The 21,274-nt window shown below is 66.0% G+C and carries 20 protein-coding genes; 7 read left to right on the top strand and 13 right to left on the bottom strand.

Annotated features, from left to right (window positions below):
* Positions 1–206 precede the first annotated feature (206 nt).
* The 5 genes from leuS (at position 207) to CAG29_RS14230 (ending at position 6,254) form a co-directional block, all read left to right on the top strand.
* Positions 207–2,813, top strand: coding sequence for a leucine--tRNA ligase (gene leuS, locus CAG29_RS14210; RefSeq protein ID WP_085632373.1), 2,607 nt, complete (start codon positions 207–209; stop codon positions 2,811–2,813).
* Between the two features lie 88 nt (positions 2,814–2,901).
* A complete protein-coding gene (gene lptE / locus CAG29_RS14215) occupies positions 2,902–3,507 on the top strand; it encodes an LPS assembly lipoprotein LptE (protein ID WP_085694673.1) in 606 nt (201 codons plus the stop codon).
* A gap of 39 nt (positions 3,508–3,546) precedes the next feature.
* Positions 3,547–4,584, top strand: coding sequence for a DNA polymerase III subunit delta (gene holA / locus CAG29_RS14220; RefSeq protein ID WP_085585997.1), 1,038 nt, complete (start codon positions 3,547–3,549; stop codon positions 4,582–4,584).
* A 121-nt stretch (positions 4,585–4,705) separates the two neighbouring features.
* Positions 4,706–4,870, top strand: coding sequence for an alternative ribosome rescue factor ArfA (gene arfA / locus CAG29_RS14225; RefSeq protein WP_085585995.1), 165 nt, complete (start codon positions 4,706–4,708; stop codon positions 4,868–4,870).
* Between the two features lie 61 nt (positions 4,871–4,931).
* On the top strand, positions 4,932–6,254 hold the full coding sequence (locus tag CAG29_RS14230; protein ID WP_085656258.1) for a lytic murein transglycosylase: 1,323 nt from the start codon (positions 4,932–4,934) through the stop codon (positions 6,252–6,254).
* 93 nt (positions 6,255–6,347) lie between these two features.
* Here the strand turns inward: CAG29_RS14230 and CAG29_RS14235 are convergent, their stop codons facing one another.
* The 13 genes from CAG29_RS14235 to CAG29_RS14295 form a co-directional block, all read right to left on the bottom strand.
* Positions 6,348–7,298, bottom strand: a complete 951-nt coding sequence (locus CAG29_RS14235) for an LD-carboxypeptidase (RefSeq protein ID WP_085694674.1) — start codon at positions 7,296–7,298, stop codon at positions 6,348–6,350.
* Between the two features lie 172 nt (positions 7,299–7,470).
* Positions 7,471–8,493, bottom strand: coding sequence for a lipoyl synthase (gene lipA, locus CAG29_RS14240; protein WP_085585989.1), 1,023 nt, complete (start codon positions 8,491–8,493; stop codon positions 7,471–7,473).
* Between the two features lies 1 nt (position 8,494).
* Entirely contained in the window at positions 8,495–9,142 is a 648-nt protein-coding gene (gene lipB / locus CAG29_RS14245; RefSeq protein WP_085585987.1) for a lipoyl(octanoyl) transferase LipB, read from the bottom strand.
* Positions 9,142–9,417, bottom strand: coding sequence for a DUF493 domain-containing protein (locus tag CAG29_RS14250; RefSeq protein WP_085585985.1), 276 nt, complete (start codon positions 9,415–9,417; stop codon positions 9,142–9,144). Before CAG29_RS14250 ends, lipB begins: the two co-directional genes overlap by 1 nt.
* Positions 9,418–9,499: 82 nt before the next feature.
* A complete protein-coding gene (locus tag CAG29_RS14255; RefSeq protein ID WP_085632379.1) occupies positions 9,500–10,657 on the bottom strand; it encodes a D-alanyl-D-alanine carboxypeptidase family protein in 1,158 nt (385 codons plus the stop codon).
* Between the two features lie 189 nt (positions 10,658–10,846).
* Positions 10,847–11,857 (bottom strand): septal ring lytic transglycosylase RlpA family protein, encoded by a 1,011-nt coding sequence (locus tag CAG29_RS14260; protein WP_085585981.1) that lies wholly within the window; start codon positions 11,855–11,857, stop codon positions 10,847–10,849.
* Positions 11,857–12,867 carry a lytic murein transglycosylase B gene (mltB, locus tag CAG29_RS14265; RefSeq protein WP_085632381.1) on the bottom strand — a complete coding sequence of 337 codons (1,011 nt, stop codon included), beginning with the start codon at positions 12,865–12,867 and terminating at the stop codon, positions 11,857–11,859. Before mltB ends, CAG29_RS14260 begins: the two co-directional genes overlap by 1 nt.
* A 17-nt stretch (positions 12,868–12,884) precedes the next feature.
* Complete coding sequence (rodA, locus tag CAG29_RS14270; protein ID WP_085586018.1) at positions 12,885–13,988, bottom strand: rod shape-determining protein RodA; 1,104 nt, start codon at positions 13,986–13,988, stop codon at positions 12,885–12,887.
* Positions 13,989–14,019: 31 nt separating this feature from the next.
* A complete protein-coding gene (gene mrdA, locus CAG29_RS14275) occupies positions 14,020–15,915 on the bottom strand; it encodes a penicillin-binding protein 2 (protein WP_085585977.1) in 1,896 nt (631 codons plus the stop codon).
* 10 nt (positions 15,916–15,925) lie between these two features.
* Positions 15,926–16,393, bottom strand: coding sequence for a 23S rRNA (pseudouridine(1915)-N(3))-methyltransferase RlmH (rlmH, locus tag CAG29_RS14280; RefSeq protein WP_009051038.1), 468 nt, complete (start codon positions 16,391–16,393; stop codon positions 15,926–15,928).
* Between the two features lie 10 nt (positions 16,394–16,403).
* Complete coding sequence (gene rsfS / locus CAG29_RS14285; protein ID WP_085585975.1) at positions 16,404–16,898, bottom strand: ribosome silencing factor; 495 nt, start codon at positions 16,896–16,898, stop codon at positions 16,404–16,406.
* 71 nt (positions 16,899–16,969) lie between these two features.
* Positions 16,970–17,659: a nicotinate-nucleotide adenylyltransferase gene (nadD, locus tag CAG29_RS14290; protein WP_170930002.1), complete on the bottom strand. Its 690-nt coding sequence runs from the start codon at positions 17,657–17,659 to the stop codon at positions 16,970–16,972.
* A 1-nt stretch (position 17,660) separates the two neighbouring features.
* Complete coding sequence (locus CAG29_RS14295; RefSeq protein WP_085694675.1) at positions 17,661–18,932, bottom strand: glutamate-5-semialdehyde dehydrogenase; 1,272 nt, start codon at positions 18,930–18,932, stop codon at positions 17,661–17,663.
* Positions 18,933–19,109: 177 nt separating this feature from the next.
* Between CAG29_RS14295 and CAG29_RS14300 the strand changes: the two genes are divergently transcribed.
* Together CAG29_RS14300 and CAG29_RS14305 are read left to right on the top strand one after the other, a co-directional pair.
* Complete coding sequence (locus CAG29_RS14300; protein ID WP_085585969.1) at positions 19,110–19,808, top strand: DNA-3-methyladenine glycosylase; 699 nt, start codon at positions 19,110–19,112, stop codon at positions 19,806–19,808.
* A 135-nt stretch (positions 19,809–19,943) separates the two neighbouring features.
* Positions 19,944–21,260: a bifunctional DedA family/phosphatase PAP2 family protein gene (locus tag CAG29_RS14305; RefSeq protein WP_085585967.1), complete on the top strand. Its 1,317-nt coding sequence runs from the start codon at positions 19,944–19,946 to the stop codon at positions 21,258–21,260.
* Positions 21,261–21,274 lie beyond the last annotated feature (14 nt).

Raw genomic sequence — 21,274 nt, forward strand, 5'->3', positions numbered from 1 at the left:
GCGACCAACGGCCCCCGCAGCCGTTTTGCCCGGCCGGACGGGCGCAATCAGGGTTTCCCTAGGCCAAGCGCGGTCATGTATGCTACGGCGCTTCCTGTCACTCCACTTCCAGCCCGTCCGGGCCGCGAAACGCCAACTTGGCGTCACCCGCCCCCGATGTCGCATCGAAGAGGACTGGGCCACCCCTATCCAGTACAAAAGTAGCCATGCACGAACACTATCAGCCCCGTGAAATCGAAGCCGCCGCCCAGTCGTTCTGGGATGAGCACAAGTCCTTTGAAGTCAGTGAACAGCCAGGCAAGGAAACCTACTACTGCCTGTCGATGTTCCCTTACCCCAGCGGCAAGCTGCACATGGGGCACGTGCGCAACTACACCATCGGCGACGTGATCTCCCGCTACCAGCGCATGCAGGGCAAGAACGTCCTGCAGCCGATGGGCTGGGACGCGTTCGGCATGCCGGCGGAAAACGCCGCGATGAAGAACAACGTGGCGCCCGCCAAATGGACCTACGAAAACATCGCCTACATGAAGTCCCAGCTGCGCAGCCTGGGCCTGGCGGTGGACTGGTCGCGCGAAGTCACCACCTGCAAGCCGGACTACTACCGCTGGGAGCAGTGGCTGTTCACCCGCCTGTTCGAGAAGGGCGTGATCTACCGCAAGAACGGCACCGTGAACTGGGACCCGGTCGACCAGACCGTCCTGGCCAACGAGCAGGTGATCGACGGCCGCGGCTGGCGTTCCGGCGCGGTGATCGAAAAGCGCGAAATCCCGATGTACTACTTCAAGATCACCGCCTACGCGGATGAGCTGCTGGAGAGCCTCGACGAGCTGACCGGCTGGCCTGAACAGGTCAAGACCATGCAGCGCAACTGGATCGGCAAGTCCCGCGGGATGGAAGTGCAGTTCCCGTACAACGTCGATTCCATCGGCGAGACCGGCACCCTGAAGGTCTTCACCACCCGTCCTGACACCCTGATGGGCGCGACCTACGTCGCCGTGGCCGCCGAGCACCACCTGGCCGCCCTGGCCGCGCAGAACAACCCTGAGCTGCAGGCGTTCATCGCCGAGTGCAAGGCCGGCAGCGTCGCCGAAGCCGACGTCGCCACCCAGGAAAAGAAAGGCCTGCCCACAGGCCTGTTCGTCGAGCACCCGCTGACCGGCGAGAAACTGCCGGTGTGGGTCGCCAACTACGTGCTGATGCACTACGGCGACGGCGCGGTCATGGCCGTTCCGGCCCACGACGAGCGCGACTTCGAGTTCGCCCAGAAGTACAGCCTGCCGGTCAAGTCCGTGGTGCGCACCAGCGCCGGCGACACCAACCCGGCCCCGTGGCAGGACGCCTACGGCGAGCACGGCACGCTGATCAACTCCGGCGAGTTCGACGGCCTGGACTTCGCCGGCGCGTTCGACGCCATGGAAGTCGCCCTGATCAAGAAAAACCTCGGCGCCTCGCGCACCCAGTTCCGCCTGCGCGACTGGGGCATCAGCCGCCAGCGCTACTGGGGCTGCCCGATCCCGATCATCCACTGCGGCGCTTGCGGCGACGTGCCGGTGCCGGAAGACCAGTTGCCGGTCGTGCTGCCGGAAGACGTGGTGCCGGACGGCAACGGCTCGCCGCTGGCGCGCATGCCGGAATTCTACGAGTGCGCCTGCCCGAAATGCGGCCAGCCCGCCAAGCGTGAAACCGACACCATGGACACCTTCGTCGAGTCGTCCTGGTACTACGCCCGCTACGCCTCGCCGCACTTCGAAGGCGGCCTGGTGGAAAAATCCGCGGCCGACCACTGGCTGCCGGTGGATCAGTACATCGGCGGCATCGAGCACGCCATCCTCCACCTGCTGTACGCGCGCTTCTTCCACAAGCTGATGCGCGACGAAGGCCTGGTGAGCTCCAACGAGCCGTTCAAGAACCTGCTGACCCAGGGCATGGTGGTCGCCGAGACCTACTACCGCCGCGAAGCCAACGGCGCCTACACCTGGTTCAACCCGGCGGACGTCGAGCTCGAGCGCGACAGCAAGGCCAAGGTCATCAGCGCCAAGCTGATCGCCGACGGCCTGCCGGTGGAGATCGGCGGCACCGAGAAGATGGCCAAGTCGAAGAACAACGGCGTCGACCCGCAGTCGATGATCGACCAGTTCGGCGCCGACACCTGCCGCCTGTTCATGATGTTTGCCTCGCCGCCCGACATGAGCGCCGAATGGTCGGACTCCGGCGTGGAAGGCTCGCACCGCTTCCTCAAGCGCGTCTGGCGCCTGGCCCAGGCCCATATCGTCCAGGGCCTGCCGGGCAAGCTGGACGTCGCCGCCCTGAACGACGAGCAGAAGGCCGTCCGCCGCTCGATCCACCAGGCCATCAAGCAGGCCAGCCACGACGTCGGCCAGAACCACAAGTTCAACACCGCCATCGCCCAGGTGATGACCCTGATGAACGTGCTGGAGAAAGCCGCCCAGGGCACCGAGCAGGACCGCGCCCTGATCCACGAAGGCCTGGAGACCGTGACGCTGCTGCTGGCGCCGATCACCCCGCACATCAGCCACGACCTGTGGAACCGCCTGGGCCACGCCGGCCCCGTGATCGACGCCGCCTGGCCTGCGCTGGACGAAAGCGCGCTGGTGCAGGACAGCCTGACCCTGGTGATCCAGGTCAACGGCAAGCTGCGCGGCCAGATCGAAATGCCGGCCAGCGCCACCCGCGAGGAGATCGAAGCCGCGGCCCGCGCCAACGAGAACGTGCTGCGCTTCGTCGACGGCCTGACGATCCGCAAAGTGATCGTGGTGCCGGGCAAACTGGTCAACATCGTCGCCAGCTAAATTGGATCGGGCGCCGGCTGCGGCCGGCGCCCTGTAAAACCTTTCGGGCCGCAGCATCGGCCCACACGGTTTCAAGGGGAGCAACACAATGATCAAACGCAATCTGCTGGTGATGGGCCTCGCGGTCCTGTTGAGCGCCTGCGGTTTCCACCTGCGCGGCACCGGCACCACCGAACTGGCGATCAAGGAACTCGACCTGAGCGCCCGCAACGCCTACGGCGAGACCGTGACCCAACTGCGCCAGGTGCTGGAGTCCAGCGGCGTCAAGGTGGTCTCCGGCGCGCCGTACAAGCTGTTCCTGGCCGACGAGCAGGAAAGCCAGCGCATCCTCAGCTATGCCGGCGCAGGCCGTACGGGCGAGTACCAGGTCAACACCGTGCTCAACTACGAGATCCGCGGCGAGAACAACCTGCTGCTCAAGAGCGACAAGCTTGAAGTGCAGAAAGTGTTCATCCACGACGGCAACAACCTGGTGGGTTCCGACCAGGAAGCCAACGACGCCCGCCGCGAAACCCGCCGCGAGCTGGTTCAGCGCATGATGCTGCGCCTGCAGCAACTGACGCCGGCCCAGCTGGACGACCTGCAGCAGAAGGCCAACGCCCGCGCCAAGGCGGAAGCCGACGCGCTGGAAGCGGCGCAGAAGGCTGAGGCGGAGACTCCGCGTCAGTCGCCGCTCGAACTGCCGCAGCAGTAAGACGTCCGGGGCGCTCAGGCGCCCCGTTCGCTTTCTCTTATGAAGCTCGCTCCCGCCCAACTCGCCAAACACCTGCAAGGCACGCTGGCGCCGGTCTACGTCATCAGTGGCGACGACCCGCTGCTGTGCCAGGAAGCCGCCGACGCCATCCGCTCCGCCGCCCGCCGGCAGGGCTTCGACGAACGCCAGGTGTTCGCCGCCGACGCCAACTTCGATTGGGGCACGCTGCTGCTGGCCGGCGCCAGCCTGTCGCTGTTCGCCGAAAAGCGCCTGCTGGAACTGCGCCTGCCCTCGGGCAAGCCCGGTGACAAGGGCGCCGCCGCGCTCATCGAATACTGCTCGCGCCCGGCCGAAGACACCCTGCTGCTGATCAGCCTGCCCAAGCTCGACGGCAGCGCGCAGAAAACCAAGTGGGGCAAGGCCCTGGTCGAAGGTGCGCAGACCCAGTTCGTGCAGATCTGGCCGGTGGACGCCAACCAGCTGCCCAGCTGGATCCGCCAGCGCCTGTCCCAGGCCGGCCTGTCGGCCAGCCAGGACGCGGTGGAACTGATCGCCGCGCGGGTCGAGGGCAACCTGCTGGCCGCCGCCCAGGAAATCGAAAAGCTCAAGCTGATGGCCGAGGACGGGCAGATCACCGTCGAAACCGTGCAGGCAGCCGTGGCCGACAGCGCACGCTTCGACGTGTTCGGCCTGACCGACGCGATCCTCAACGGCGAAGCCGCCCACGCGTTGCGCATGCTCGAAGGCCTGCGCGGCGAAGGCGTCGAGCCGCCGGTGATCCTCTGGGCCCTGGCCCGGGAACTGCGCCTGCTGGCCAGCATCGCCCAGCAGTACAGCCAGGGCACGCCGCTGGACAAGGCCTTCAGCCAGTCCAAGCCGCCGGTCTGGGACAAGCGCAAGCCGCTGATGACCAAGGCCCTGCAACGCTACTCGGCCCAACGCTGGGCGCAACTGCTGCTCGAAGCCCAGCGCATCGATGCGCAGATCAAGGGCCAGGCACCGGGCTCGCCGTGGATGAGCCTGAGCCGGTTGTCATTGCTGATGGCCGGACAGCGCCTGCCGTTGCCTGCCGAATAAGTGCCGGACGTTGCGGCAAAGGCGCAAGCTTCCTCGCCGCAATGTTCATCACCGGACTGGACAGACCGCGAACATCGGCAGATCATCTGCCACGCAAAATCCCCCCTCAGAGAGTGACATCATGAGCAAAAAGCCATCGAAGCATGGCCACAACAAGGCCAAATCCATCATCGCCCAACCGCTGTTCCGCAGCCGCCAGGAACGCCCGGCCAAGGGCAAAGGCAGCTACCGCCGCGAAGCCTTCCAGTCTAAAAGCTGGGAGGCTTCTTACTTTCTGGCCGCGTGAAGCGCTTCACCCCTTTGCCATGTTAAGGTCTGCACCTGATTCACATCCTCTGGACCTGTGCATGCCCCTTTGCCTTACCCGTCGTTGGCCCGTGCGCCAATTGATCGCCGCCACCAGCTTCGTGTTGCTGGTCGCCTGCGCGGAGAAACCCACCGCCGCCGACGCGCAACCGCTCCAGACCGCCCCCGTGGCCACCGCCCCGGCCATCGTTCCGCCCGTCGTGCCTTCCGGTGACGACCTCGACCTGCAACCGACCCAGACCTTCGCCGAATGGCAGGCAGGCTTTCGCAAGGACGCCCTCGCCGCCGGGATCCGCGCCGACGTGTTCGACCGCGCCTTCGCCAACGTCAGCTTCGACGCCAGCGTGATCCGCGCCGACCGCAGCCAGCCGGAGTTCGCCCGGCCGGTGTGGGAATACCTCGACGGCGCGCTCTCGCCGCTGCGGGTGCGCAAGGGCCAAGCCCTGATCAATCAGTACGCCGGCATCCTGCAGAGCATCGAACAGCGCTATGGCGTGGACCGCCAGGCACTGGTGTCGGTGTGGGGGATGGAAAGCAACTTCGGCCAGTTCCAGGGCAACAAGTCGGTGATCAACTCACTGGCGACCCTGGCCTACGAAGGCCGCCGCCCGGGCTTTGCCCATGCGCAGCTGATCGCCGCGCTGCAGATCCTGCAACAGGGCGACATCACGCCCGAGAAGATGCTCGGCTCCTGGGCCGGCGCCATGGGCCAGACCCAGTTCATCCCGACCACCTACAACACCCACGCGGTGGACTTCGACGGCGACGGCCGCCGCGACATCTGGGGCAGCCCGGCCGACGCCCTGGCCTCGACCGCGCATTACCTGCAAAGCTCCGGTTGGCAGCGCGGCCAGCCGTGGGGCTTTGAAGTGCAGCTGCCGAGCGGCTTCAACTACACCCTGGCTGACGGCGCGATCCGCAGGAGCGTCGCCGAGTGGCGCCAAATGGGCGTGATCCTGCCCAACGGCGGGCAAGCGCCGGCCGGTTCCGATCAGCTGTCCGCCGCCCTGCTGCTGCCGGCCGGCTACCGTGGCCCGGCGTTCCTGATCCTCGACAACTTCCGGGCGATCCTCAAGTACAACAACTCCTCGTCGTACGCCTTGGCGGTGGGTCTGCTGTCGGAGCGCTTCAACGGCGCCGGCCTGATCAGCGGCACCTGGCCCAAGGACGACCTGCCGCTGAGCCGCACTGAGCGGATCGAACTGCAGAACCTGCTAAGCGCACGCAACTACGACGCCGGCGCGGCGGACGGCATCATCGGCGCCAACACGCGCAAGGCGATCCGCAGCGCGCAACAGTCGTTCGGCTGGCCGGCGGACGGCTATCCGACGCACAAGCTGCTCGAAAGCCTGCGCGCCCAGTAAAAAGCATCGTGGGCAAGCCCGCTCCCACAGGGATCGCACTGAACCTGTGGGAGCGGGCTTGCCCGCGAATACGCTCCGGCAGGCGCCGGATGCTTACTGCCTGACCACCACATCCTGCTCCAGCAGCAACTCTTGCTTCCCGGCATCCAGCCGCACCAGCGCCCCCAGCGGCAACGTCAGGTTCGGGTCGCAATGCCCGCTGCGCCAGCCCGACAGCACCGGGATGCGCAGCGGTTCGAAGGTCTGCTTGAGCAACCGGTTCAGCGCAACGGTCTCTACCCCCGCCACATCCCCGACCAGCACACCGCGCAACTTGCGCAGGTGACCGGCCAGGCGCATCTGGGTCAGCAGCCGGTCAATGCGGTACAACGGCTCGTTGACGTCCTCGATCAACAGGATCACCCCTTCGGCGTCGATCTCGTAGGGCGTGCCCAGCGTGGATGCGATCATCGCCAGGTTGCCGCCCAGCAGCCGGCCATGGGCGACTCCCGGCTCGACGGTGGTCAACGGCCAGGCCGCCGGGTGGGCGATCACGCTGCCGGCCTGCAACTGGCCCCGCAGCATGGCGAAGAACGACGTGACCGTCGGCGGCTCCTTGTCGCCCAGCAGGTCGGCGTTGAGCAGCGGCCCGTGAAAGGTCACGAACCCGGCGTAACGGCTGATGGCGAGGTGCAGCGCGGTGATGTCGCTGTAGCCGACGAACGGCTTGGCATGGCGCCCCAGCAGGTCGTAGTCGATGCGGTCGAGCAGGCGCGGCGTGCCGTAGCCGCCGCGCAGGCAGATGATCGCGTCGACCTCGGGATCGGCAAACGCGGCGTGCAGGTCATTGAGGCGCACCTCGTCGCTGCCGGCCAGGTAACCGTCCTTCTCATAGACGCCGGGAAAGATCCGCAGCCCGTAGCCCCGGGCGCGCATCCACTGCACCGCCTTGTCCGTGTCCAGCGTGCCCGGCCCTGCGGGCGCGATGACGCCGATCGTCCCTTCGGACGGCAGCGCCGGCACGGGTCGGTGCGGAAAAAGGGTGTGGGTCGGTCGAACGGTCATCCATGGATCTCCCTGCGTGAAGTCGTGAGCACACAGTAGTCAGGTACGGCGGCAAACAGAAGAGGCATTGTCAGCCATCGGTTGCGGGAAAAGTCTCTGTCGAGCATAGGCCAGGCAAAAAAACGCCCGCCGGGCGCTGGGGCGCGGCGGGCGATTTCGGGTCAGCGCCGGATCAGGAACCCAGCAGCTCGGCCTTGACCAGTTTCGCCTGCTCGTCGGCGTGGTAGGAGGAACGCACCAGCGGGCCGGAGGCGACGTTCTTGAAGCCCATCTTGTAGCCTTCCTCGGCGAACCAGGCGAAGGTGTCCGGGTGCACGAAGCGCTGCACCGGCAGGTGGCTGCGGGACGGCTGCAGGTACTGGCCCAGGGTCAGCATGTCGATGTCATGCTCGCGCATGCGCTTCATGACTTCGATCACTTCGTCGTCGGTCTCGCCCAGGCCCAGCATCAGGCCGGACTTGGTCGGGATGTGCGGCATCATCTGCTTGAAGCGCTGCAGCAGGGTCAGCGACCACTGGTAGTCGGAACCCGGGCGTGCGGCCTTGTACAGGCGCGGCACGGTTTCCAGGTTGTGGTTGAACACGTCCGGCGGCTCGGCGGCGGTGATTTCCAGGGCGATGTCCATGCGGCCGCGGTAGTCCGGCACCAGGGTCTCCAGCTGCACGTTCGGCGACAGCTTGCGGATCTCGCGGATGCAATCGGCGAAGTGCTGGGCACCGCCGTCGCGCAGGTCGTCACGGTCCACCGAGGTGATCACCACGTACTTGAGGCGCAGGTCGGCGATGGCGATGGCCAGGCTTTCCGGCTCGTTGACGTCCAACGGCTTCGGACGGCCATGGCCGACGTCGCAGAACGGGCAGCGACGGGTGCAGATGTCGCCCATGATCATGAAGGTCGCGGTGCCGCCGGAGAAGCACTCGCCCAGGTTCGGGCAGGAGGCCTCTTCGCAGACGCTGTGCAGCTTGTGCTTGCGCAGCAGGGTCTTGATGCGCTCGACTTCCGGCGAAACCGGGATGCGCACGCGGATCCAGTCGGGCTTCTTCGGAAGCTCCGTGGTCGGGATGATCTTCACGGGGATGCGTGCGACCTTCTCGGCGCCGCGCAGCTTGACGCCGGCTTCGACCTTGGCACGCGGGGCCGGGCGCTCGGTGACATCGAGCGTCGGGATCATGGTTTGCACTGCATCAGTAGTCATATCAGTCGATTCCGCCCGTCAGGGTCGTCTGCTCAGCATAGTCGAGGTGTTTGACGAGCTGCGCGCGCAGCCGGGCACTTACCTCGGCAAATTCAATCGATCCTGCGTGGTCGCTCAGCTGGGTCATGGCCAGCCCGGCGTAGCCGCAGGGATTAATCCGTCGAAACGGCTCCAGGTTCATGTCCACGTTCAGGGCCAGGCCGTGAAAGGAACAGCCGTGGCGAATCCGCAGCCCCAGGGATGCGATCTTCGCCCCGTCGACATAGACGCCGGGAGCGTCGGGCTTGGCCGCTGCGGTCACGCCGTAGCTGGCCAGCAGTTCGATCAGGCATTGCTCCATGCGCGTGACCAGGTCCCGAACGCCGAAACCCAGCTTGCGCACGTCCAGCAGCAGGTAGGCCACGAGTTGGCCGGGGCCGTGGTAGGTCACCTGCCCGCCCCGGTCCACCTGCACCACCGGAATGTCGCCCGGCAGCAGCAGGTGTTCGGCCTTGCCGGCCTGGCCCTGGGTGAACACCGGCGGGTGCTCGACGAGCCAGACTTCGTCCGCGGCATCGCTGCCGCGTTCGTTGGTGAAGCGCTGCATGGCATGCCAGACCGGCTCGTAAGCCATCTGGCCGAGTTCGCGAAAGCCCAGCGTGCCCGGCATCACAGCACCATGTGCACGAAACCGGTCGCCCGCAGTTCGCTGTTGATGTTGTACAGCTGATCCTGGTCGGTCGCCACGATGTGCAACTGGATGGTGGTGTACTTGCCGTTGCTGCTTTGACGCTCGTCCACACGCTCATCGTTGATCTTGGCGTATTTGCGGACGATGTCGATGATCTTGTCCTTGTTGCCCACGCCGGTGTCGCTGATCACCTTGACAGGATAGTCCGTGACAGGAAATTCGATCTTTGGCGCCTTTACTTGGGTATCGCTCATGGCGTAACGGCCTCGCAAGCCGTGCCAACGAGCATGGCCCCGCTCCGGGTTCGGGGCGGGGCCATGCAGGTCAACACTGGGATCAGTTGAACAAGCCGTAGAAGAATAGACGGATGCTATCCCACATGCGGCGGAAGATACCACCCTCCTCGACAGCGTCCAGGGCGATCAGGTCGGCGCTGTGCACCACCTTGTCGTCCAGTTTCACTTCGACTTTACCGATCACGTCGCCCTTGGCGATCGGCGCGGTCAGTTGCGGGTTCATGGTCATGCTGGCGGCGAGCTTCTTCAGCTGGCCTTTCGGCAGGGTCATGGTCAGGTCCTGGGCCAGGCCGGCCTTGACCTGACCGGTGGTGCCCTTCCAGACCGGCGCCTGGGCCAGTTCGGTGCCCTTCTGGTAGAAGGTCTGGGTTTCGAAGAAGCGGAAACCGTAGGTCAGCAGCTTCTGGGTCTCGGCGGCGCGGGCCACTTCGCTGTTGGTGCCGAACACCACCGCGATCAGGCGCATGCCGTCGCGCACGGCCGAGGACACCATGCAGTAGCCGGCTTCGTCGGTGTGGCCGGTCTTCAGGCCGTCGACGGTCTTGTCGCGCCACAGCAGCAGGTTGCGGTTAGGCTGCTTGATGCCGTTCCAGAAGAACTCCTTCTGGGAGTAGATGGCGTAGTGCGCCGGATCTTCGTGGATGATCGCGCGGGCCAGGATCGCCATGTCATGGGCCGACGAGTAGTGCTCAGGGTTCGGCAGGCCGGTCGGGTTCATGAAGTGGGTGTTGGTCATGCCCAGGTCGGCGACGGTCTTGTTCATCAGGTCGGCGAACGCGTCTTCGCTGCCGGCGATGTGCTCGGCCACCGCGACGCTGGCGTCGTTGCCCGACTGGATGATGATGCCGTGCAGCAGGTCGCTGACGGTCACCTGGGAGCCGACCTTGATGAACATCCGCGAACCGCCGGTGCGCCAGGCGTTCTCGCTGACGGTCACCGGATCGTTCTCGCCGATCTGGCCGCGACGGATCTCCAGCGTGGCGATGTACGCGGTCATCAGCTTGGTCAGGCTGGCCGGCGGCAGGCGCTGGTCACCGTTGTTCTCCACCAGCACGTTGCCGCTGCTGGCGTCCATGAGCACGTAGGATTTGGCGGCCAGTTGCGGCGGCGACGGCATCATCTCGGCCGCGAAGGCGGCAGGCGAGAGGAGCAGCGGGACTAGCAGGCACAGGCGTTTGGCAAAGGTGGTGATGTTCATCCGTCTCTCGAAATCGCTAATGGAAACTGCCCTTGCGGGCAAAACTAATCAGATGGCCTTCTCATCGGGCCATCGCGTGTTCAGTTGCTCACTCCAGTCACCCTTGCCGGGCTTTTGTTCTTCGACGAGCCAACAACCTGGTCCACCCCCCGAAACCGCAAGTGAACCGTCAATCAAGTCCTACGTTTTTTACTCGGTGACCACGCTCGGCGAACCGAGGTTGGCCAGGCGCACGCTGTTCTGCACCTGGGCGATCTCACCCGGCGATCCGATCGGCCCCAGCCGCACCCGGTGCAGGGTCTGCTGATTGCGCACGATCGAACTGATGAACACCGGAGCGCTCACCATCCCGCTGAGCTTCGACCTCAGGAGTTCTGCAGCGTCCGGGTTGGCGAACGCGCCCACCTGCAGATACTGGCCAGACGCTGTTGCAGAAGCGTTTTTTTTTGCATCGAGCTGAACCGGCACGACGGCCGCGGCGTGCTGCTGCGGCGGAGGCGTCCACTGCTCGACGGTGCCGGCCGAAGCCGTGATCGCCGGGGCGGCATTCTGCGCCACTTGCGGCTCGTTGAGCATCAGAGGCGCCGGACGGCCCTTGGCGGCCCACCACTGCTGCGGGTCGATGCCTTCGACCTTGACCCGCGCGGTGCCGATTTCGGCGTAGCCGAGCTTCTTGGCGGCCGCGTAGGAGAGGTCGATGATCCGGTCCGAATAGAACGGCCCGCGGTCATTGACCCGCAGGATCACGCTCTTGTTGTTGTCCAGGTTGGTCACCCGCACATAGCTGGGCAGCGGCAGGGTCTTGTGCGCGGCGCTCATGCCGTACAGGTCATACACCTCGCCGTTGGCGGTGTTCTGGCCGTGGAACTTGGTGCCGTACCAGGACGCGGTGCCCTGGGCGACATAGGTCTTGGATTCCTGCAGCGGGAAGTAGGTCTTGCCCAGCACCGTGTACGGGTTGGCCTTGTAGGGGCCGGTGTGCAGGGTCGGCGTGGCGTCCGGGATGCGCGACACGTCGACGTCCCACCACGGCGCGCCGTCCTTGTGGGCCCGGTTGATGTCCAGGCCCGGCTGCGAGCGGACGCTGTTGGAGGCGGACTTCTGAGCGGGCGAACGGCTGGTCGAACAGCTGGCGACCAGCACCGCCAACGCAGCGAATGCCACCAGCTTCAGGGGTTTGTTGATAGGCAATGCCCGCATTACTTGACGCCCCGTGCTTGTACCAGCTGTTCAGACAGTTGATGTACGGCCATGGCGTACATCACGCTGCGGTTATAACGCGTGATCGCGTAGAAATTCTTCAGGCCCATCCAGTATTCGGGGCCGTTGTCGCCTTCGAGGCGGAACGCGGTGACCGGCATGTCGTCGCGCAGCGCATCATGACTCGACCAGCCCAGCGCCCGCAACTCCCCGACGGTTTTCGTCGGCTCGATGCCGGCGGTCAGACCTTCGTCCACCTGCTCGCCCCGCACGTCCGCCCGGCTCACCACCGGCTCGCCGGCGACCCAGCCGTGACGCTTGAAATAGCTGGCGACGCTGCCGATCGCATCGTCCGGGTTGTTCCAGATGTTGATGTGGCCGTCGCCGTCGAAATCCACCGCATAGGCGCGGAAACTGCTCGGCATGAACTGCGGCAGGCCCATGGCGCCGGCGTAGGAGCCCTTGAGCGTCAACGGGTCGACCTGTTCCTCACGGGCCAGCAGGAGGAACTCGCGCAGCTCCTTGCGGAAAAACTCGGCACGGGGAGGATAGTCGAATCCGAGGGTGGACAAGGCATCGATCACCCGGAAATTGCCGGTATTGCGTCCGAAAAAGGTCTCAACGCCGATGATCGACACGATCACCTGGGCCGGAACGCCGTATTCCTGCTCGGCGCGGGCCAGGGTGGCCTCGTGCTGGCGCCAGAAGTCCACCCCGCGGGCGATGCGCGCGTCGGTGAGGAACATCGGCCGGTATTCCTTCCATTGCTTGACCCGCTCGGCGGGCTTGGAAATGGCATCGAGGATCGACTGCTTGCGCTCGGCCTCGCGGAACACCGCCATCAGCTGCTCGCCGGCGAAACCGTAGTCGCGGGTCATCTCGCCGACGAACTCGGCCACCTGGGGCGAGCCCTCGTAATCACCGGCCAGCGCTTCCTGCGCGCCGCCAAGGATGCCCACCAGGCCGACCCACGGCATGTGCCGGGTCGCCCAGCCACGCATTGCTTGCATTGAACTGTTCACCTTATTCAAACCTGTGCGATCCACTTGCGGTGGGTATGGATCGACATCAAAACCCCAAACGCTGACAGCAGCGTCACCAGCGAAGTTCCTCCGTAGCTAATGAACGGCAACGGCACCCCCACCACCGGCAGCAGGCCGCTGACCATGCCGATGTTGACGAACACATAGACGAAGAACGTCATGGTCAGCGCACCGGCCAGCAGCTTGCCGAACAGCGTCTGCGCCTGGGCGGTGATCACCAGCCCGCGGCCGATCAGCAGCAGGTAGATCAGCAGCAGCGCGCAGATCCCCACCAGGCCGAACTCTTCGCCCAGCACCGCAATGATGAAGTCGGTGTGGCTTTCCGGCAGGAAGTCCAGGTGCGACTGGGTGCCCAGCAGCCAGCCCTTGCCGAACACGCCGCCGGAACCGATGGCGGCCTTGGACTGGATGATGTTCCAGCCGGTGCCCAGCGGGTCGCTTTCCGGGTCGAGGAAGGTCAGGATCCGCTGCTTCTGGTAGTCGTGCATGATGAAGAACCACATGGCGACCGCCACCGGCACGGCCGCGGCCAGCACGCTGAGGATCCAGCGCCAGCGCAGGCCGCCCATGAACAGCACGAACGCACCGCCGGCCAGGATCAGCAGCGAGGTGCCCAGGTCCGGCTGGCGCACGATCAGCACGAACGGCACGCCGATCAGCAGCAGGCTGATGCCCACGTGCTTGAGCTGCGGCGGCAGCGTGCGCTTGGACAGGTACCAGGCGATGGTCGCCGGCATCAGGATCTTCATGAACTCGGACGGCTGGAAGCGGATCACCCCGGGGATGTTGATCCAGCGCGTGGCGCCCATGGCGTTGTGGCCCATGATGTCCACCACCATCAGCAGCACCACCCCGACCACGTAGCCCAGCGGCACCCAGCGCGCCATGAACCGCGGCTCGAACTGGGCGATGACGATCATCGACACCAGGCCGATGCCGAACGAGGTGGCCTGCTTGCCCAGCAGGTCCCAGCTCTTGCCGCTGGCCGAATACAGCACGAACAGGCTGCCGGCGGCCAGGATCAGCAGCAGCACCAGCAACGGGCCGTCGATGTGCAGGCGTTGCAGCAGCGTCGCGCGGCGACGCATCACATCCTCGCTGGAGAGCATGCGATCGAAATTATTCTTCACGGGCCGTAGCCTCCGCACTGATAGGGCTGGCGTATTCGGCCTTCAACCGTCCGTCCTGATCCAGAAGCCAGGCATCCATGACCTGACGCACCACCGGCGCCGCGACGCCGGAGCCGGACTCACCGTTCTCGACCATCACCGACACCACGATCCTGGGATCGTCCGCCGGGGCGAAGCCCACGAACAAGGCGTGGTCGCGGTGGCGCTCCTGCACCTTGGAGCGGTCGTACTTCTCGCCCTGCTTGATCGCGACCACCTGGGCCGTACCCGACTTGCCGGCGATCCGGTACTGGGCGCCGATGGACGCCTTGCGCGCGGTGCCCCGGGCACCGTGCATCACCTGCTGCATGCCGTGGTTGACCTTGGCCCAGTCCGACGGGTCGCGCAGGACGATGTCCGGCATCGGATTCTCGTCCTTGGGCTTCTCGCCCTCGATGGTCTTGGCCAGGTGCGGGCGGTTCCACACGCCCTTGTTGGCCACCAGCGCCGTGGCCTGGGCCAGTTGCAGCGGCGTGGACTGCATGTAGCCCTGGCCGATCCCCAGGATCAGGGTCTCGCCGGGGAACCAGGCCTGACGGCGGGTCGCCCGCTTCCACTCGCGGGACGGCATCAGGCCGGGAGATTCTTCGAACATGTCCAGCGAGACCTTCTGGCCGATGCCGAACTTGTTCATGTAGGCGGACAGCCGGTCGATGCCCAGCTTGTGCGCCAGGTCATAGAAGTAGGTGTCGTTGGAACGCATGATCGCCGTGTCCAGGTCCACGAAGCCGTCACCTGTGCGGTTCCAGTTGCGGTACTTGTGATCGTAGTTGGGCAGCATGTAGTAGCCCGGGTCGAACACCCGGCTGGTCGCCGTCACTACGCCCGCGTCGAGGCCGGCGATGGCCACCGCCGGCTTGATGGTCGAGCCCGGCGGGTACAGGCCGCGCAGCACGCGGTTGAACAGCGGCCGGTCGATGGAGTCGCGCAGCTCGGCATAGGCCTTGAAGCTGATGCCGGTGACGAACAGGTTCGGGTCGAAGCTCGGCTGGCTGACCATCGCCAGCACCTCGCCGGTGCGCGGATCCAGCGCCACCACGGCGCCGCGGCGGCCGCCCAGCGCCGCTTCGGCAGCTTCCTGCAGCTTGATGTCGAGGCTCAGGACGATGTCCTTGCCCGGCACCGGATCGGTGCGCTTGAGCACCCGCAGTACGCGGCCCCGGGCGTTGGTCTCGACTTCCTCGTAACCCACCTGGCCGTGCAGCTCGGCCTCGTAGAAGCGCTCGATGCCGGTCTTGCCGATGTGGTGGGTGCCGCTGTAGTTGACCGGGTCGAGGGTCTTGAGCTCTTTCTCGTTGATCCGCCCCATGTAGCCCACCGAGTGCGCGAAATGCGCGCCCTGGGGATAGTGGCGGACCAGCTGCGCGACCACTTCCACGCCCGGCAGGCGGAACTGGTTCACCGCGATCCGGGCGATCTGCTCCTCGGTCAGCTCGAACAGGATCGGCACCGGCTCGAACGGCCGGCGCCCCTGGCGCATGCGTTTCTCGAAGATCACCCGGTCTTCGGGCGTCAGCTCCAGCACTTCGACGATCACGTCGAGCACCTGCTGCCAGTCGCCGGAGCGCTCGCGGGTCATGCTCAGGCTGAAGCTGGGGCGGTTGTCCGCCACCACCACGCCGTTGCGGTCGAAGATCAGGCCGCGGGTCGGCGGGATCGGCTGGACGTGGACGCGGTTGTTCTCCGACAGCGTCGAGTGGTACTCGTACTGGATCACCTGCAGGTAATACAGCCGCGCAATCAGCACGCCGATCAGCATGACGATCGCAATGGCCCCGAACACGACGCGGCTGCGCACCAGACGTGCGTCTTTTTCGTGGTCCTTGATGCGGATCGGCTGAGACATGAGGGCTGGATTACTTGTGGTAAGGGTGGCCGGACAGCACGGTCCAGGCACGGTACAGCTGTTCGCCGATGAGGATGCGCACCAGCGGGTGCGGCAAGGTCAACGGCGACAGCGACCAGCGCTGGTCGGCCCGCGCGCAGACTTCCGGCGCCAACCCTTCCGGGCCGCCGACCATGAAGTTGACGGTGCGCGAGTCCAGCCGCCAGCGGTCCAGTTCGACCGCCAGCTGCTCGGTGCTCCACGGCTTGCCGTGGACTTCGAGGGTGACGATCCGCTCGTTCTGCCCGACCTTGGCCAGCATGGCTTCGCCTTCCTGACGGATGAAACGGGCCACGTCGGCATTCTTGCCACGGGTATTGAGCGGAATTTCCACCAGTTCCAGCGCCAGCTCGGACGGAAGACGCTTGGCATACTCATGCCAGCCTTCTTCCACCCACTTGGGCATGCGTGAACCGACGGCGATCAGTCGCAGTCGCACAGCGCTTACCTTACTGCTGGTCTTTGTTGAGCTTGGCGAAATGCTCGTGGGTGTTTTCCGGGCTGTGGTGCTTGGCGTCGGCCGCACGGCTCTGCTCGGCACCGGCCCACAGGCGCTCCAGGTCGTAGAACTGACGGGCCGAGGCGGTCATCATGTGCACGATCACCAGGTCCAGGTCCAGCAGCACCCAGTCGCTGTCGCCCTTGCCTTCTTCGCCCAGCGGACGGGCGCCGTTCTTCTTGACCTCTTCGCGGACCTTTTCCAGCATCGCGTTGATCTGGCGGTTGGAGGTACCGGTCGCGATCACCATGTAGTCGGTGATGCTCTGCTTGTCGCGCACGTCGATGACCTGGATGTCCTGGGCCTTGACGTCTTCCAGGGCCGCCACGGCGACCTTGACCAGCTCGTCGCCCTTCAGCGGCTCGGCGCTCACGGTCGGCTCCGGCAGCGGGGCACTCTTGAACGTGCCTTTGCGCTTGATTTTGTTTACGTCGTTGTTGGTCATATAAAACTCGTTTTGCTCATGTGTTCGGCGGTTCGGGATACGCCGGTGCGTATCAGTGAAGCACGCCTTGTTCAGTTCGACGCACGGTACAGACCGTGCGCATCGATGTAGGCCAGGACCGCGTCGGGCACCAGGAAACGTACCGACTTACCGCTGGCCAGCAGTTGACGGATCTGGGTGGCGGACACCGCGAGCGGTGTCTGCCAGACGAATGCAATCTGTCCGCTCGGCCCCTTGAGGGCCTGCGGGTCGCTCACCGAGCGCGCCGCCAGCAGGTTGCGCAAGGCATCCGGCGGCTCGCTGTCGGCGTCCGGGCGCTGAAGCACCAGGATGTGGCAATGCTGGAGCAGTTCGCTCCAGCGGTGCCAAGTGGGCAGGCCGCAAAACGCGTCCCAGCCCAAAAGCAGGAAAACCTGGGTCTCCGCGGCCATTTCGGCGCGCATCGACTCCAGGGTGTCGATGGTCCAGGACGGCTTGTCCCGCTGCAGTTCGCGGGCGTCCACCACCAGCGGCGGCACGCCGGCCACCGCGCATTCGACCATCGCCAGCCGGTCCTGCGCCGACACCTGCGGCGCATCGCGGTGCGGCGGCCGGGCGCTGGGCGTCAGGCGCAGCTCGTCGAGGCCCAGGGCATCGGCGACTTCCAGCGCACCGCGCAGATGGCCGACGTGCACCGGGTCGAACGTGCCGCCCAGTACGCCGATGCGCCGGGGTCGGGATTCGCTGGCGGGCAGCGGCGCTTTAGGGTCGAGGTCGGACAAGTCAGACCGTCGCCTGGCCGCGCAACTGGCCATCACCGACCACGATGTACTTCTCGCAGGTCAGGCCTTCGAGACCCACCGGGCCGCGGGCGTGCAGCTTATCAGTAGAAATGCCGATCTCGGCACCCAATCCGTATTCGAAACCGTCGGCGAAGCAGGTCGGGGTGTTGATCATCACCGACGCCGAGTCGACTTCCGCCACGAACCGCCGGGTGTCGGCAAGGTGCTCGCTGACGATCGAGTCGGTGTGGTGGGAGCCGTAATGGTTGATGTGCTCGATGGCCTGGTCCAGGCCGTCGACGACGCGCACCGACAGGATCGGCGCCAGGTACTCGGTGCTCCAGTCGTCTTCGGTGGCCGCCACCGCGTCGATGATCGCGCGGGTGCGCTCGCAACCGCGCAGCTCGACGCCCTTCTCGCGAAAGCGGGCGGCCATCGATGGCAGGAAGTCCTTCGCGACGGCCTGGTCGACCAGCAGGGTCTCCATGGCGCCGCAGATGCCGTAGCGGTAGGTCTTGGCGTTGAAGGCGATGCGCTCGGCCTTGGCCAGATCGGCGTGCTCGCCGACGTAGACGTGGCAGATGCCGTCCAGGTGCTTGATCACCGGCACCCGGGCATCGCGGCTGATGCGCTCGATCAGGCCACGGCCGCCGCGCGGCACGATCACATCGACGTGTTCGGGCATGGCGATCAGCGCGCCGACGGCGGCGCGGTCGGTGGTCTCGACCACCTGCACCACGGCAGGCGGCAGGTCGGCTTCGGCCAGGCCGCGCTGGATGCAGGCGGCGATGGCGCGGTTGGAGTGGATCGCCTCGGAGCCGCCGCGCAGGATGGTCGCGTTGCCGGACTTCAGGCACAGGCTGGCGGCGTCGATGGTCACGTTCGGCCGGGACTCGTAGATGATCCCGATCACGCCCAGCGGCACGCGCATCTTGCCGACCTGGATGCCCGACGGACGGAAGCTCATGTCCCGGATCGCACCCACGGGATCGGGCAATGCCGCCACCTGGCGCAGGCCGGTGATCATGCCGTCGATGCGCGCCGGGGTCAGTTCCAGACGTTCCAGCAGCGCCGGCTCCAGGCCGTTGTCGCGACCGGCGGCCAGGTCCTGTTCGTTGGCTGCCGCAAGCTCGGCGCGGGCGGCGTCCAGGGCATTGGCGGCAGCCAGCAGGGCGCGGTTCTTCTGCGCGGTGCCGGCACGGCCGATGACCCGGGACGCTTCGCGGGCGGCGCGACCCAATCGGGTCATGTAGTCAAGAACGGACTCAGTCATGGTCTGCTGGGGTCTTGGCAAAGAGGAAAGCGGCAGATTATAGCTGTCGCGTCCCGGGACTAACAGCGGTGACGGGCGGATGGTCGAAATCGCTTTGGATTTGCCGACGTTCAGCCGTGATTAAGATCCAAATTGTTATCATCGCGCCCTCCCGAGCCTGGATGAACGCCGCCCGCCATGTCCAACCTGACCGTTCCCCTCCCCGCCGCGCCCCGGCCCGCCGGCCTTGCGGACGCCTTCTTCGACCGCGACGCCCAGACGCTGGCGCAGGACCTGTTGGGCAAAGTCATCCGCCACCGGGTCGGCGACCTGTGGCTCAGCGCCCGGATCATCGAGACCGAGGCCTATTACTGCGAAGAAAAAGGCAGCCACGCCTCCCTCGGCTACACAGAAAAGCGTAAGGCTTTGTTTCTGGACGGCGGGCACATCTATATGTACTACGCCCGCGGCGGCGATTCGCTGAACTTCAGCGCCCAGGGGCCCGGCAACGCGGTGCTGATCAAATCCGCCTATCCGTGGGTCGATGAGATCAGCGGGCCGGCCAGCCTGGCGCAGATGCTGCTGAACAACCCCGACGCCCAGGGCCGGCCGCGCCCGTCGCAAAAGCTCTGCGCCGGGCAGACGCTGCTGTGCAAGGCGCTGGGGCTGAAGGTGCCGGTGTGGGACGCCAAGCGTTTCGACCACGACGTGCTGCTGGTGGAAGACACCGGCCCGGCCCCGACCCACATCATCCAGACCACCCGGCTGGGCATTCCCCACGGGCGCGACGAGCATTTGATGTACCGCTTCGTCGACGCCGCCTACGCGCAGTGGTGCACCCGGAACCCGCTGCGCCGGGGACAGGTCGAAGGGCGCGATTACTATTTGCTGCCTTGAGTAGCAATGTCCTGTAGGAGCGAGCCTGCTCGCGATGGCGCAGGGTCCGCGGACGCACTCGCTTGCTGACACACTGTGATCGCGAGCAGGCTCGCCCCCACAGGGATTCTCATGAAATGGATGGAGTGATGTGCAATGGGCCAATGGCTCGATAGCGTGACCGGATGGCTGGCGGCCAACCCGCAGTGGCTGGCGGCGGCGGTGTTGATCATCGCGTTCGTGGAGTGCCTGGCGATCGCCGGGATCATCGTGCCGGGCACCGTGCTGCTGTTCACCGTGGCGGTGCTGGCCGGCAGCGGCGCGCTGCCCTTGAGCGAAACCCTGCTGCTGGGCTTTCTCGGCGGGATTCTGGGCGACGCCGTTTCCTATTACCTGGGCCGCCACTTCCACCAGAACATCCGGCGCCTGCCCGGGCTGCGCCACCATCCGGAGTGGATGGCCGGGGCCGAGACCTACTTCCAGCGCTACGGCATCGCCAGCCTGCTGGTGGGCCGGTTCATCGGCCCGCTGCGGCCCATGCTGCCGATGGTCGCCGGCATGTGCGACATGCCCTTCCCGCGCTTCGCCGCCGTGAGCCTGCTGGCCGCCGCCGGCTGGAGTGTCGCCTATCTGCTGCCGGGCTGGGCCACGGGTGCGGCGATCCGCCTGCCGCTGCCCGAAGGTTTCTGGCTGCAGGCCGGCATCGTCGCTGGCAGCATCGCCGCGATGGTGGGCCTGAGCGCCAACAGCAGCCTGCGCCGCCATCGCCGCGCGACCGTCTGGATCGGCGGCATGAGCCTGCTGATCCTGATCGGCCTGTTCATCGGCTACCCCTACCTCACCGCCCTGGATCGGGGCGTGATGACGCTGATCCAGGAACACCGGCAGCCGGCCCTGGACGAAATCGCCGTCACCTTCACGCTGATCGGCGAGTTCCGCAACATGCTGCTGTTCAGCGCCTTGTTCACCGGCCTGTTGCTGCTGATGCGCCAATGGCGCCATGCGATATTCGTCGGCGGCACCCTGCTCGTCACCGCGCTGGCCAACACCGCCACCAAGCACTTCTTCGCCCGTCTGCGCCCCGAGGTGCTGACCGATCCGCTGACCAGCTACAGCATGCCCAGCGGTCATGCCTCGGGCTCGTTCGCGCTGTTCCTGACCCTCGCGGTGCTCGCCGGGCGAGGCCAGCCGCCGCGGATGCGCCTGACCTGGCTGCTGCTCGGCTGCCTGCCGGCCATGGCCATCGCCCTGTCGCGGGTGTACCTGGGGGCGCACTGGCCGACGGATGTGCTGGCCGGTGCGATGCTGGCGGCGTGCGTGTGCGCGGCGGGGCTGTGGCTGATCCAGCGGCAGACGCCGCTCGGGCCGATGCCGCAGAAAGTCTGGTGGCTGGTGCTGCCGGCGCTGGTGGCGCTGTTCGGCCTGTTCGTCATGCGCCACCTGCCCCACGTCATGCTGCGCTACGCCTACTGACCTTCAGGCGCTGC

It is taken from the genome of Pseudomonas sp. B7(2017) (assembly GCF_002112745.1).
Lineage (GTDB): Bacteria > Pseudomonadota > Gammaproteobacteria > Pseudomonadales > Pseudomonadaceae > Aquipseudomonas > Aquipseudomonas ekonensis.